14 protein-coding genes, 1 pseudogene and 1 CRISPR repeat array (1 of these 16 running past the window's edge) are annotated in these 13,621 nt (G+C 29.7%); of the genes and pseudogenes, 14 read left to right on the forward strand and 1 reads right to left on the reverse strand.

Annotation, left to right across the window (positions count from 1 at the left end; all coding sequences use genetic code 11):
- Nucleotides 1-578: a CRISPR direct-repeat array (repeat unit 30 nt; unit sequence ATTTCAATCCCAAAATGGTCTTATTTTAAC) (it extends 18,104 nt beyond the left edge of the window).
- Nucleotides 579-1,184: 606 nt separating this feature from the next.
- From QZV12_RS02305 to QZV12_RS02355, 12 genes are all read left to right on the forward strand, one after another.
- Nucleotides 1,185-1,361, forward strand: a complete 177-nt coding sequence (locus QZV12_RS02305; RefSeq protein WP_295616573.1) for a hypothetical protein — start codon at nucleotides 1,185-1,187, stop codon at nucleotides 1,359-1,361.
- The gene (locus QZV12_RS02310; protein WP_295616575.1) at nucleotides 1,345-1,467 is read left to right on the forward strand and encodes a hypothetical protein; all 123 of its coding nucleotides are present in this window, start codon (nucleotides 1,345-1,347) and stop codon (nucleotides 1,465-1,467) included. Before QZV12_RS02305 ends, QZV12_RS02310 begins: the two co-directional genes overlap by 17 nt.
- 335 nt (nucleotides 1,468-1,802) lie before the next feature.
- On the forward strand, nucleotides 1,803-2,294 hold the full coding sequence (locus tag QZV12_RS02315; protein WP_295616578.1) for a hypothetical protein: 492 nt from the start codon (nucleotides 1,803-1,805) through the stop codon (nucleotides 2,292-2,294).
- A 100-nt stretch (nucleotides 2,295-2,394) separates the two neighbouring features.
- Complete coding sequence (locus tag QZV12_RS13640; protein WP_366925521.1) at nucleotides 2,395-2,487, forward strand: zinc-ribbon domain-containing protein; 93 nt, start codon at nucleotides 2,395-2,397, stop codon at nucleotides 2,485-2,487.
- Nucleotides 2,488-2,528: 41 nt separating this feature from the next.
- Nucleotides 2,529-2,630, forward strand: a complete 102-nt coding sequence (locus QZV12_RS02320) for a zinc ribbon domain-containing protein (RefSeq protein WP_295616582.1) — start codon at nucleotides 2,529-2,531, stop codon at nucleotides 2,628-2,630.
- 344 nt (nucleotides 2,631-2,974) lie between these two features.
- The gene (locus QZV12_RS02325; RefSeq protein ID WP_295616585.1) at nucleotides 2,975-3,103 is read left to right on the forward strand and encodes a hypothetical protein; all 129 of its coding nucleotides are present in this window, start codon (nucleotides 2,975-2,977) and stop codon (nucleotides 3,101-3,103) included.
- 344 nt (nucleotides 3,104-3,447) lie between these two features.
- A complete protein-coding gene (locus tag QZV12_RS02330) occupies nucleotides 3,448-6,411 on the forward strand; it encodes an Ig-like domain repeat protein (protein ID WP_295616588.1) in 2,964 nt (987 codons plus the stop codon).
- Nucleotides 6,412-6,691: 280 nt separating this feature from the next.
- Nucleotides 6,692-6,943 carry a hypothetical protein gene (locus tag QZV12_RS02335; protein ID WP_295616591.1) on the forward strand — a complete coding sequence of 84 codons (252 nt, stop codon included), beginning with the start codon at nucleotides 6,692-6,694 and terminating at the stop codon, nucleotides 6,941-6,943.
- Nucleotides 6,944-7,096: 153 nt separating this feature from the next.
- Nucleotides 7,097-7,816 (forward strand): potassium channel family protein, encoded by a 720-nt coding sequence (locus QZV12_RS02340; protein WP_295616594.1) that lies wholly within the window; start codon nucleotides 7,097-7,099, stop codon nucleotides 7,814-7,816.
- 48 nt (nucleotides 7,817-7,864) lie between these two features.
- On the forward strand, nucleotides 7,865-8,323 hold the full coding sequence (locus QZV12_RS02345) for a hypothetical protein (RefSeq protein ID WP_295616597.1): 459 nt from the start codon (nucleotides 7,865-7,867) through the stop codon (nucleotides 8,321-8,323).
- A gap of 699 nt (nucleotides 8,324-9,022) precedes the next feature.
- The gene (xseA, locus tag QZV12_RS02350; protein ID WP_295616600.1) at nucleotides 9,023-10,279 is read left to right on the forward strand and encodes an exodeoxyribonuclease VII large subunit; all 1,257 of its coding nucleotides are present in this window, start codon (nucleotides 9,023-9,025) and stop codon (nucleotides 10,277-10,279) included.
- Between the two features lie 93 nt (nucleotides 10,280-10,372).
- The gene (locus QZV12_RS02355; RefSeq protein ID WP_295616603.1) at nucleotides 10,373-10,612 is read left to right on the forward strand and encodes an exodeoxyribonuclease VII small subunit; all 240 of its coding nucleotides are present in this window, start codon (nucleotides 10,373-10,375) and stop codon (nucleotides 10,610-10,612) included.
- Nucleotides 10,613-10,814: 202 nt separating this feature from the next.
- Here the strand turns inward: QZV12_RS02355 and QZV12_RS02360 are convergent, their stop codons facing one another.
- Nucleotides 10,815-11,549: an archaeosine tRNA-ribosyltransferase gene (locus tag QZV12_RS02360; RefSeq protein ID WP_295616606.1), complete on the reverse strand. Its 735-nt coding sequence runs from the start codon at nucleotides 11,547-11,549 to the stop codon at nucleotides 10,815-10,817.
- Between the two features lie 525 nt (nucleotides 11,550-12,074).
- On the opposite strand from QZV12_RS02360, the gene QZV12_RS02365 reads away from it, so the two are divergent.
- Together QZV12_RS02365 and QZV12_RS02370 are read left to right on the forward strand one after the other, a co-directional pair.
- Nucleotides 12,075-12,515 (forward strand): MarR family winged helix-turn-helix transcriptional regulator, encoded by a 441-nt coding sequence (locus QZV12_RS02365; protein ID WP_295616608.1) that lies wholly within the window; start codon nucleotides 12,075-12,077, stop codon nucleotides 12,513-12,515.
- Between the two features lie 467 nt (nucleotides 12,516-12,982).
- Nucleotides 12,983-13,621 (forward strand): annotated as a pseudogene (locus QZV12_RS02370) (CoB--CoM heterodisulfide reductase subunit C); the annotation flags it as partial.

Consider the following 13,621-nt stretch of genomic DNA (forward strand, 5'->3'; position numbering starts at 1 on the left):
GAAAACAAGGTAACCTCCATTTCAATCCCAAAATGGTCTTATTTTAACATGAAAAATAAATATAAACTGAAAAGCAAACAAACTGATTTCAATCCCAAAATGGTCTTATTTTAACACTTACTACTGTCAGTTTTATTAGTTAATATTACTTATTTCAATCCCAAAATGGTCTTATTTTAACAAATTGTTCTACCAGGTATGTTGTACTGTCCCCTCCATTTCAATCCCAAAATGGTCTTATTTTAACCTCAACTACAGTATTTCCACACACATAATCACCAATATTTCAATCCCAAAATGGTCTTATTTTAACTTGTTTAATAATTGTTTTCAATTCAGTCATTAACTCTATTTCAATCCCAAAATGGTCTTATTTTAACCACTAGATACTCCTATCTGGTCTAATGTCCTTATGTATTTCAATCCCAAAATGGTCTTATTTTAACATATCATCCTCCTCCTTAAAAGAAACCATATGTTTGATTTCAATCCCAAAATGGTCTTATTTTAACAGATATAAGTATAACTTGTACAATCACTGATGTCTAATTTCAATCCCAAAATGGTCTTATTTTAACAGGGCCTAAATTTCGAATAAAAATCCATTTAATATATTAATATTTGTCCAATTTTCAATTTAAACTTTTCGATTATCAAAAAAGATTTTATTTAAAAAGACTAACAATTCCACTAAATCCTTTAATTTAATAAATAAAAATCTAATTTTGATCTAAATTAAATTTAAAAATAATTTCAAGGGAAATATTATTAATTAAGAAATATTTTTTATTTATTCGGAAATTAAAGAAATATTTATTTATAACTTAACTTAATTAACTATATTTTTCATCATCATCGACGATATTTGTAAAGCATAGTTATCCATATTTTTATGTGAGGTGAAAAAATGGACATTAAGCAAACAATTATTATAGCGCTTACAGTTATTTTAGTAGCATTAATTGCTTTAGGGACTTATATATATTTCTAATCAAGGGTCAGAATATCAAAATGTAAGCATAACGAAATCTGCTTCAACTATCATAGCATTTGATGAGTCTGGGTCAGAATATCAAAATGTAAGCATAACAGATACATTTTCATTAGAAATTCCAGTTTCAGACAATATAACCAATAAAACAATCAGCAATCGCATAAATGTTATAAACGATACCAAAAATGATGTGGTGATCACATCATTTAATAGTGCAGGAACATCATTCGATGAACTTCTAACTGATGGAACTCAACTTGCGGTTATAAGGGATGCATATAAAGTCGGAGATGAACAAATAACTATAGCAAATCAAACGGTTTGGTATAATGGAGATATTGGTTATTACATTGGCTTATTATTCTAGTGAAAAAACTCATGATAATGTAGTCATTTCTTGTAAAAGTAATGATACTATGGCGCATATGATTAGTACTGTAAATGATACTGGTGATGTGGCTATAGCCAACTAATTTTATTTTTTTTTTTTTTTAAGCAAACCTTTAAATACCACTATTCCCTAAAATATTGTACCTTAAGAGGAGAACATCAAGGGGGGGAATAAACATAGCACATATACAAACATTCCAATGGTGACAATTGCGGATTCCATTTCAAAGACAATGTAAAAGGATTTTATCTCAATCTAGAAACAGGCTAATTAGAAACTTTCACCACAAGTGGCATAAGATTAAACAAAGACTATAAAAAATCTCCTTTAAGAGGATACATTCCACAAACATATTTTGGCGGTTGCAATAAAACGGTAGACACATACAATATAGAATCCTTTGGAGATGTTTACAATATGGAAACTGCAGCTCTTCTACTTCAAATACTCATTCCAAACAGAGTTTTATTTGCCAGAATGAAATTGGAACAATCAGAATATCTAAAAAAGTTATGGAATTATCAGCTTAAGGAAGAGAAATCTTTATTTGAGGATGAAGATTTTCTTCTTGACATGTTGGTAAGCAATCCTAATTTTCCAAAAAATTTTATATCTAATTATAAAGAGTATCTTGGTGAGTTAGTTCACTATGTGGATAAGCTAGAGCTTCTGGATATTATGGTTGACAATCATATAACTTCTGCAAAGGAAGATTTGAATCGTTTGGAAAATACAGCAAGTTGCATTCACTTGCAGGATAATAACTATAATATTCGCTTGGATGGAAAAAGAATCGAATTGGACACTTGTCATGGTTGTGGAGAAAAAATCTTTAGGATAAAGGCAGATGAGCCTTGTCCTAAATGTTCCTCTCCTATAAGGATGGTTAGATCAATGTTTGTTGATTAAATTTAAATCAGTAAATTTTACTGACTCTCATTTTCTTTTTTTAAAAACATTTATAAGCTCCCAAAAGTATACTACTATTAAAGTTAAGGGAGGAAATATCATGATTTGTCTATTCTGTGGAGAATATGTAAACAACGGAGACTTGATCTGTCCACATTGCGGAGCAGATTTAAGCTCCTGTTATCATAAATAATTTATTGAGGAAAACCATGACTATTAAAAAGGAGTGATGATATGGAAGAATGCCCTTATTGCGGTGAACTTTTAGAAACTTATGAGCTTGTTTGCCCTCATTGTTATTCTGATTTGGAATTATATTGGTTTGGAGAATATTGAAATGGTTAAGAAAGACATGATAATTATAATCCTATTCCTTGCAATAATTGGACTTATTGTATTCAGTATGATTGATTTTTCACTGGAAAACTAAAATCTATACTACACTGTCAACATAACAGACATTTTCTCACTGGAATGTTCCAGTTTTTGAAAATGTTACTAAAAATTAAGTAAGTCCAGATATGCATATTGTAAATGATTCTAAAAACAATATTACTATAAAATTATTCAATATGTGAAATGACTCTGTATTAGACCTTATAGAAGACGGTTCTCACTATCTATACACACAGGAAGTATATATGATTGGAGTTGAATAGATAAACATATCTAACTATACAGTGTGGTTTAATAGGAAGAATAATGAGTATATCATATTCTTTTCACCTGAAAACACTAATGATAACATTATCATTGTATGCAAGGATAATGAAACTATGGCTCGCATGATTTCAAGTGTAAGATATTAATTATTCAATAATAATATAATGTTTTTCTATTTTTATTCAATTTTAAACTGATTTTTCCTATATAAACATTAAAAATATAAATAATTTACTCTATTTAACTATTTTAATTATGATTATTTTATTAACTATTTAAAGTATAATTCGATTTTTTTTTTAATATTTTTTCAATTTAATAAACTTTTTTTTTAGACAATAATATAATTTTTTTTTTTTTTTACTTAATTATAAATTTTTTTTTTAGTTAATTGCACATTTTTATTATTTGATTAAAAAAATATTTTTTTTTAGTAAATTTTAATATATATTAAATATAAATGTATATCTGTTAAATGAGGAGGTTTTTAATGAAAGTAAATAAGAAACTAATAATAGGTATTCTTTTATTGCTTGTCTTAACTATAGGTGCTGTCAGCGCATCTGAAGATATATCAGATGATTCCATGGCAGCAGAGCCAAGTGATGATATGCTTACCGATCATATTGACAATAATTTAGCAACTGATTCTCAAGATGAAGACTTGAGGGCAGATGAACCTTTGAGCTTAAAAGATTTAAATGAAACATTGACATCTGCGAAACCGTTATCTGATGAATCAAATCTAATAGAAATAAACTTAACAAATAATTATAAATACAATCCTGATAAAGATGATGATGTTTCTCGCATTGTTCTCAATGGAGAATATTATAGATTTAAAACAATAGTTCTTGATGGTAAAGGATATACTATTGATGGTGGTGGCAAGGACCTAATAATGCGTTTAGGTTTTATGTATACTAATGTCACTGTGAAAAATATCATATTTAAGAATTTCAATAGGACAACTGAATTTAGTTCAGGGTATAGAGATTTCCTTAATATAGACGCTGATAAAGGCAGACTTGAAAATTGTACTTTTGAAAATATAACTTCCACTACAAATAGTTATACTGTTTATCTTCAAGGAGGTATCTTAGATGATAATAATTATGCCATAAATGATTGCACTTTTACAGATAATGATGTAAAATGTCTTATGTATTTTAACAGAAACAATGTCCAAGTGAATAATTGCAGTTTTTCTAGTAACAAAGCAGTATACTTTATGGGGGACTACTATTCTCCGTATACAATTATGAATAATTTCCAAATCAACGGTTGTAATTTCACCAGTAATTCTGCTGAATGGGAATTTATCAAGTTTTACGCAAACAATACCCAAATCAATAATTGTAACTTTAAAAATAATCATGGTTGCGGATTTGGTTATGTAACCCAGCTATGTGGAAATAACAGTAAAATGTCTAATTGTACTTTTGAAGATAATTTCGCTACATCTTATTCAGATGTATATCATCTCCCAATTACATGGTTTGGTGAATGGACTTATCCTGATAGGGAACCAAGTGGAGAAAACATTTCCGTATTTAACGTCACTTTTAAGAATAATGTAGCAATTCCTATTCGTTGGCAAGCTTTAAGTGGAAATGTCACTGACTGTGTTTTCATAAACAACAATGGCACTATTGAAAATCAAGGTAATGTATACAGAGACAATGGAGTTTATGACTTTGAAGTAAAAGTCTACAATGATACAATTATAGGGGCTCCTGACAATTCTCTCTACCCTGTAGGACCAGGTCCTATTGGTCCTGTTGGTCCAGTTATTCCACAATCAGAAAACCTATTGGTTGAAGTTGAAAACTTTGGTTCAAAATCAGGCAGAATAGTTCTTATTCTAAATGGTGTAGAAACTTACAATAAGGAAATGGACTTAAATCCACTTTCAATTACTCTTGATGACCTTAGCTTTGCCACAGCAGGGGACCTTGCTTTAGTTATCAAATTCATCAGTGATGAAGAACTTGTATTGTATGATGATAATGTTCATATTGATTATTATTTGGGAATAGATGATTTCTACAATGTAAATCCTGTTTCCCCACATAGTATCTTAATCCTTAACATCACTATTCCAAAGGATGCTGACGGTCTTTTGGTTTTCAATGATGGAATTAAAAATTCTACACTTGAATATGCAGATGGCAAAGCCACCTATATATTGGATGCATCCATTTATGACGAACTAGATCTTCATACTATTAGCATAATCTTAGTTGGTGATTCAAAGTATCCAAACAAAAGTCAAGAATATCCAATTTTCATAAGACCTAAATTTGATACTCCACAATTCGTTTCTGAAGGGGAAACACCTTACATATTCTATGATGTGCCTGATGATTTTGTAGGTGAAATTAAAGTTTATAATCTTACTGAAGATGGGGAAAAAGATCAACTGATAGTATCTGAAGTTCTTAATGGCAGCAGTAAAATTCCGATTCCTGTTTCTTTAGAAGAAGGTGTAACCTATTATTCATTTGAAGTTTCCGGACTTGAGGAAGATGAATTTGATATAAAATGCATTAAAAATCAGGAAGAATTTGATTCCAGCATTGAGTCAAATGAGATTTTAGTTGGTGAGGATACAGTTGTCACTATAAGCTCTGACTTGGATAATGCTGCTGCATATTTTTTAGTAGATTCCAATACTCCGAATCAATCCCATTATGAACAATTAGTTTTAAACGGCACTCCGTTGATTTACAATATTTCTGATTTAACTCTTGGAGAACATATCATTAAAGTATATATGTTTAATCCTATTGATCTTTCAACTCTGCTGTATACTAATAGCTTTGCAGTGAATGTTGTTGAATCTCCTGCTCCAACTAAAAAGGCAACTAAGATTATATGTGAGGATATGGTTACAACTGCTGTAAGTCCATTTGATCCTAAAACCGGAGAATATTTCCAATGGAAACTTGTGGATGAAAAAGGAAACCCAGTTAAAAACGCTCCTATGCAAATAGAAGTTAACGGAGTCATATACACATATGAAAAGGACGGCATACAAACAGATGAGAATGGTATTGCAAGACTCCAAATCAACCTTGGATATGCAGGAGTCTACACCTTTAAAATGTATTTCTTAGGTGATGATAACTACAATGCATCCTCTGCAGTAGCAAAAATCACTGTAAAACCACAAACCCCACAACTTGTGGCTGCAAGCAGATCATATGTTGCAACATCTAAAACCAAAAAGTTGACTGCAACATTCAAAACAGCTAAAGGAACTGCAATTGCAAATAAATGGATTACTTTTACTTTAAACGGCAAGGCTTATAAGACAAAAACCAATGCAAATGGTCTTGCAACTGTAAATATAATCTTGAACAAAAAAGGAACATACAAATTTGTTGCTAAGTTTGCAGGAGACAGTACTTACGCTCCTATAAGCAAGACAGCTAAGTTAACTATTAAATAACTCCCAAGCTTTTACACCCCTTCGGGGTGCAAAACCTTGACCAAAATTATTTTCATTGGGGTTTTTAAAGGAAGAATAGTGTTATGCTATTCTTTATTCTTTTTTTTTTTTTTTTTTTTTTTTTTTTTTTTTTTTTTTTTTTTTTTTTTTTTTTTTTTTTCAAAAATAATTATTTTTCAAATGCTCTAGTTTTTCATTTATAAGCATTCAAATCCAACATTAATTTACATATGGTTAAAACTTTTTTTAAATATGGGTTAATTTATTTAGGAGGCTTAATATGATAAGAATAGATGAATTAACTGCAGAAATCAATGAGGCCACTTTAGAGCTTCAAGGGATTAAGGACCAGATGAGTAAGCAATTCAAGGAAATCTGGAAACTTCAATGCAAAAAGAATGTGGGAAAGGAATACGATGAGGAACGTTACGAATCCCTAATGTACAATCATAAAGTGCTTCAAATGAAAAGAAGGCAATTGATCACTCACATCCACTATTTAAACAAGGAATTCTTTGAAGTCCTAATCTAATAGATTTCTTTGAGATTCTAATTTAATAGATTTCTTTGAAGTCCTAATCTAATAGATTTCTTTGAAATCCTAATTTAATAGATTTCTTTGAAATCCTAATCTAATAGATTTATTTATAGGTATAAATAAAGTAATAAGCAGGAAGGTGAAAGGTTGAAACACGTTGACAATTTGGATAAAATCTTTACAATTCTGCTTATACTTGACATTTTGCTCATAATGGGTGCTATTTTATTTAAATGGATTGATAACTACGGAGAATACATTCTATTGTTTGATACTCTCCTTTGTGCTATTTTAATAATTCAGTTCATAATGAAATACAGAAGGGCTAAAGACAAGAATCTGTTTTTTAGGAGTCATTGGCTTGACCTGTTTTCATCACTGCCAATTGCATTGGTGATTTTGCCATTCCTTTCAAGCACATTATACACTTATAATGCAATTATTTTGGTTAGGTTTTTAAGACTTTTTCTGCTCTTAAAGCTGTTTTCACAATTTCTTAAAAGATTAGTGGATGCCACTTATCTTGATAAGTTCATAGCTATCTTCATAGTCATTATTCTATCTTCCATACTGATTTTGTATTATTTTGACCCAAGTATTGTAAGCCTTTTTGATGCTGTTTGGTTCATATTCCAGACAATTTCTACAGTAGGTTATGGAGATGTAATTCCAACAAGCCCTATAGGTCATTCCATAGGTTTGATGCTTCTTATAGTTGGGGTCTTGATGTTTTCAATCATTACAGCAATCTTTGCATATATCTTCAACAAAAAGATTTTCAAAGATGAAAATGGGGAGTTCCATACGAAAATAAACACCATTAGGGAAAGCGTGAATGAAACAAGGGCATCAATTGAGGAAATCTGAGGAACTGTTAATTCAAATGAGGGGGAGTTAGCGGAAATTAAGGAAAACATGAAAGAATTGTCATTAAGGAGTGATGAGTATATCTCTTTTTTAGAAAAAGCGGAACATGAAGATGATTTGGAAGAGAGATACATTTTAGAATATGACTTTAAGAAGGAAGTTCTAAGCAAGGATTTTGATTTGGATGGATTGAATTATCTTCTTGTAAACATATTGTTTAAATACAAACTGACTATTGAAGACTATAACGAATATGTGAATCTCCTTAAGGAAAAGCATGATGTTGAGCTAAAGGCTGATTGGGAGAGGATATTGTCTAAGAAAGACCTTGATTTACTTGAAGCCCTTAGTCTCCTTAGCTTCATTCAAAGATCTGATTATTGGGATTATGAGCATATGCCACTTTCCTATGCAATCTTTGATGGAACAATTGACAATATATTGGAAAGCATTGAAGATAATGTCAATCAGGAAAACATAGAGTTTTTGAATGTTTTTGTTAAATGAAGTTTTATGCTTTGATTCTAATTTTATTAGTTAATTAATTTTTCTATGCTGATTTTAATTTTATAAAATAACTTATTTTTACCATATAATTATAATATTGGCATTATTTTAAAAAATAACATCTTAAAATTAGCTATATTTATAAATAAGTTCTTATAAATCTATTTTTGGGTTTTGCCACCTCATAAAATCATCTTCATTCATAAAAATTAAAATGGGGGTGGTGCAATGGAACAAGATTATAGATTGATTTTGAACTTTATAATTGAAGTTATTAAAATCATTTTACTCTTCTTAGCTTAATTGCATCATGTGGTTGAATGTAAAAAAAATTATGGCTTTATGATTTTTGCATTAGGTGGCTTTTTCATCCCCTATTTTCATATGATTAAAATAGTTGGAAATCTTTATATATTAAAAAGAACAATAGAATATTTGATGATGATTTATTCTCTAAGTATAAATCCCCTATTAATTTTTTATGAATGAAGCAGTTATTTGAATTCAATTTTGAATTCATTTAACTATTTTTAAATAGTTTACTATTTCTAACTTTTTTTTAAGAATTTTAAACTTCTTTTTCTTTGTTTTTTTTTAAATTTAACAAACTTATTATACCATTAAAATGATACTATAAAATAGCAAATATTTATAAGCAATCAAATCTATAAACTTTGTATTAATTTATGGGGTTATGTAATGGAAGATCAATATATTTCAGTATCTCAGCTTACAGATTATATAAAGAGGATAATTGGCAGAGACCCTAATCTAAGGGAAGTCTATGTAAGAGGAGAAATATCTAATTTTAGACGTTATCCTTCTGGTCATTGCTATTTCAGCCTAAATGATAAGGATAGTGTCCTTCCTGCAGTGATGTTTCGTGGCAGTGCCCAATACCTTAAGTTTGAACCTGAAGACGGCATGAAGGTTTTGGCAAGGGGAAAAGTGGATGTCTATAATCCTCAGGGAAGATACCAATTTTATGCTGAAAAGCTGACAGAAGATGGATTAGGGGAATTGTATATTGCTTTTGAACAATTGAAAAAGGAATTGAAAGCAGCAGGCTATTTTGATGAATCTCTAAAAAAGCCAATACCTAAGTTTCCTAAAAGGGTAGGTGTTGTTACAGCTTCAACTGGTGCTGCAATCAGGGATATTGTAACTACAATCAAGAGAAGATGGCCTTTATGTGAAATCATCCTATTTCCATCACTTGTTCAAGGGGATATGGCTGCCCACAATATTGTAAGGCAGATGTTTAAGGCAGACACTCAATTTGATTTGGATACCCTTATTGTAGGTAGAGGTGGAGGAAGCATAGAGGATTTATGGGCTTTCAATGAAAGGATAGTGGCTGAAGCCATTCGCCAATGTGAAACTCCTGTGATAAGTGCTGTTGGACATGAGATCGACACTACAATTTCAGATTATGTTGCAGACTTAAGGGCGGCAACTCCAACTGCAGCTGCAGAGCTTGCTGTACCTGACATAAATGAGATAAGGTCAAATCTGGATAATCTAAATTCAAGAGCAAACAATGTTGTAGTCAAGCAATTGAATGGAAACCTTGAAAGATTCAATAGAATAAAGGAAAGGTCACTATTCAGAAATCCATATGAGATTCATGACAGGAAGGCTATGGACTTGGACCACATCAAAAGAAGATTGGACTCATCTTCCAAGGGAATGATTCACTCATATCAAATGACAATGTCTAGAATCAAGAGTTCAAATGTTTTCAAGGATCCTGAATCAATTATAGAAAAGAAAAGGATTAGGGTGGATGCTTACATTGGCAAACTTGAAGTCTTAAATCCTTTGTTGACTATAAAAAGAGGATATGCAGTTGCAAGAACTGGCGGAAAAGTGGTTTCTCTTGCAAAGGATTTAAAAAAGGATGATGAATTGGAAGTGGAATTCAAGGATGGAAAAGTGAATACAATAGTTTTATGAATTATGGATTAATTGGTGAAATTACTTAATTGTATTTTTATGATTATATTAAAATAATAGTTTAAATTAAAAACATTAAAAAAAGGTGATATGATGGATGGAGAATTTGTTGAAGAGAAAAAGGAATTTAGCTTTGAGGAAAATTTAGAGGAATTGGAAAAGATTGTAAATAAATTGGAAACTGGTGAAGTTCCTTTGGATGATGCAATAGAAGAGTTTAAAAAAGCTATGGATTTAGTAAAAAAATGTGATGAAAAATTAAATAGCGCTCATGAAGCTATTGCAAAAATAGTCAATGATGATAACAGTTTAGAAAACTTTGATGTTGAATAAGCTTTCTAAACTAATTCAAAACTTTAAAATAGTTAAGCATTGATGTTTATATTGCTTTTTAATTGAGTTAAAATTTAAAATAGTTAATCTTTGATGTTTAATAAACTTTTAAAATAAGTAAAATAAATTAAGAAGAGTGTTCTCTTCTTAAAATTCTTTTTTTTAATAATTTTTTATATCTTTTATTGTATTTTTAATATATTTAATAGACTTGAGTATACTCTAATAAGTAATCAGAATATTCCTTATCAAGTATTCTAAGTGCAGAAGCATATTGTGGGCTTGTAGCAGACCTTTCCTCTACAAGGTTTCTTAAACTGCTGTTTTTCATATGTTCCCTTACTTCTCTAAGGACAAAATCAATTGTATTCTTATTGTATGCTTCAAGCTCTTCCCTAGTCATTTCATAGAGTTGGTAAGTCTTCAAGTCATAGTTTTTAGTTGGACTCATCAATACTTCGATATAGCTGTAGTATTCTCCAATATCATCAAAGAAAGCATCTACACCCATGTATGCAAGAAGTGGGATGAATTGTGCTTCAGCAAATGGGAATATTAGATAACTTGAGGATTTCATGTTTTGCCTTAGGGCAACAATCAGGTCAACCAAGTCTCTTGGATGAAGAAGCAAATCGTCTGCATTTGCTATGATGAATCCATTGAATCCAAGATCTTCAAGTTCCTTCAAACATTTGATGCGTAAGTCAATGTATTTGCTTCCTTGAATGACAGCTATTTCCTTGTCTTCAACAGATTTTGCCTTTTCAATAGTTTGGTTAACGCTCCATTCAGCTATTTCCTTTTCAACATCGTAAGCTGAGGATTCATCATCTGCTATATTGAAATCATCTTTATTGATTAATGTTGGAGTTTCCATATCTCCAAGTTTCCCATATCTTCCAGGGCCATCATGGCTTTTAATTTCAAATTGTTTCATTTTATCTTAAATTCCTTATTTTTTGTAATTAGTTTTATTATCTATTCTTTTTATTAATTAATATTTTGTGTAGATTTGAACTTTTAATTTAGCATTTGATATTTTATTGGATTAATCTTTTGAATATCACATAAAATTGGATATTTGAAAATTTTCATATTTGATTAATTTTTTAGGGTTTATATAAAATCGGTGATGTTTAAAAAAATTTTATATTTATATTAGTTAATTCAATAAACATTCATTTTTTTGAATTAAATAATTTTTAAAAAAAATTAAAGCATGATTAATTTAAAAAGGATTAATTCTTTTTATTTTAGGAAATAAAGGATATTCTTTCTTTAATTTCAAAATTCTTGTTAATCAATTTTAATTTAAGTGAAAACTTAATTAATTTAAGTAACATACTAACCTTTTTATATATTAAAAAATATAGTTATTAATACAAAGGTCTGATAACTTAACTAACTAAAATTATTAATTTGTTCAATTGTGGCATTATGTCTATGATGGGATGGGGAATTTATGACAATAGAAAAGACCAAAATACCAGAACATTTGAATTATCTATTAAATTTAACAAAAAGCTATGAAGCATATTTTAAGAAAAATATGGACACTACAGATATAAACATTGGCGAAATCCTTATTTTATTGGAAATCTATAATAATGAAGGCTTAAATCAAATTGATATTGTAAAAAAATTCCATGTGACAGAAGCTAACATTAGTAAAACCACTAAAAACCTATTGGTTAAAGGATTGATAATCAAAAAGATTGATGTTGAAAACAACACAAAAAAATTATTGTTCTTAACTGACAAAGGACAGGAAGCTTGTGAAAAATTGCTTGGAATATTTAAAAATTGGAATGAGGAAGTTATAAAAGACATCCCTATGGATGAATTAATTAAATTCTCAGAGATTTTAAGCAGACTTTCTGAAAATTCCATACAATTAATTTAATTCTGGTTTTTTCCCATTATTTTTTTCTTTTCTTTAGTTATTTTTAATTGTTTGGATTAAATTATTCTTTTTTTATTTTTTCATATTTTTTTCATTGTTTTTAATTTAATTTATATCTATTTTTTTTTTAAATTTTATGATCTTTTTTTTAAATAAATTTTCATTGAAACCTTAATTGCTTTAGGATTTTTTTCATCTATTTTTTCATCATTTTAATTTGGGTTCTGAATTACTTTTCTCGTCTTATTTTTTCATTTCAAAATGAGTTCCACATTATTTTACTTGCTGATTTTTTAATTTTTATCATTTCAAAATAAGTTCGTATTTAAGGCAAACCTAAAGATTTTGTTAAGTGTCACCTTTTAGGTTACACTTTCAAAATTTTTCAAAACCTTTATATACTATACTACTATAATTATAATTAAGGACGTGAGGTAATCCTATGATTGTCCTAGGTGTGTTTTTCAATGTCTGTGTTAGATACTCTTAAATCCCTCATCGGAGGGGCAAAAAAAGATATAGATGCAAATTTAACTAAAGAAGCAGAATCTGTTGAAGAAGCTGCTGATTCTATACAGACATCTTCAGAAGAGGAAATTGAAATAAAATCTGATTCTGAAACTATTTCTGAAGAAGAAACTTTAGAAGCTCCTGAAGAGGAAGCTGCTGAAGAGGAAGCTCCTGAGGAAGAAGCTGCTATTGAAGAAGCTGCTGAAGAGGAAGCTCCTGAAGAGGAGGCAGCTGAGGAAGAAGTTGCTGAAGAAGTTGAAACTGAAGAAGAAGTTGAAGCTGAAGAGGCTCCTATTGAAGAAGAAGCTGTTGAAGAAGCAGTTGAAACTGAAGAGGCTCCTGTTGAAGAAGAAGCTGTTGAAGAAGCAGCTGAAGAGGAAGTTTCTTTAGAAGAAGCGGAAGAATCAATTGATGATAAACTTTCAGAAGATGAAGAACCTTCAGAAGAAGCTGATGAACCTGTAAAAATAGAGGTTGAAGAAGCTGATGAAGAAGAGGCTTCAGAAGAAAATGAAGAGAGCGATAATATGACTTTATTAAAAGAAAATGATATATATTCAATGGATGATATTGATAAAGAATTTACTCAAAAATTC

The sequence above is a fragment of the uncultured Methanobrevibacter sp. genome, from assembly GCF_902769175.1.
Taxonomy (GTDB): Archaea; Methanobacteriota; Methanobacteria; order Methanobacteriales; family Methanobacteriaceae; genus Methanobrevibacter.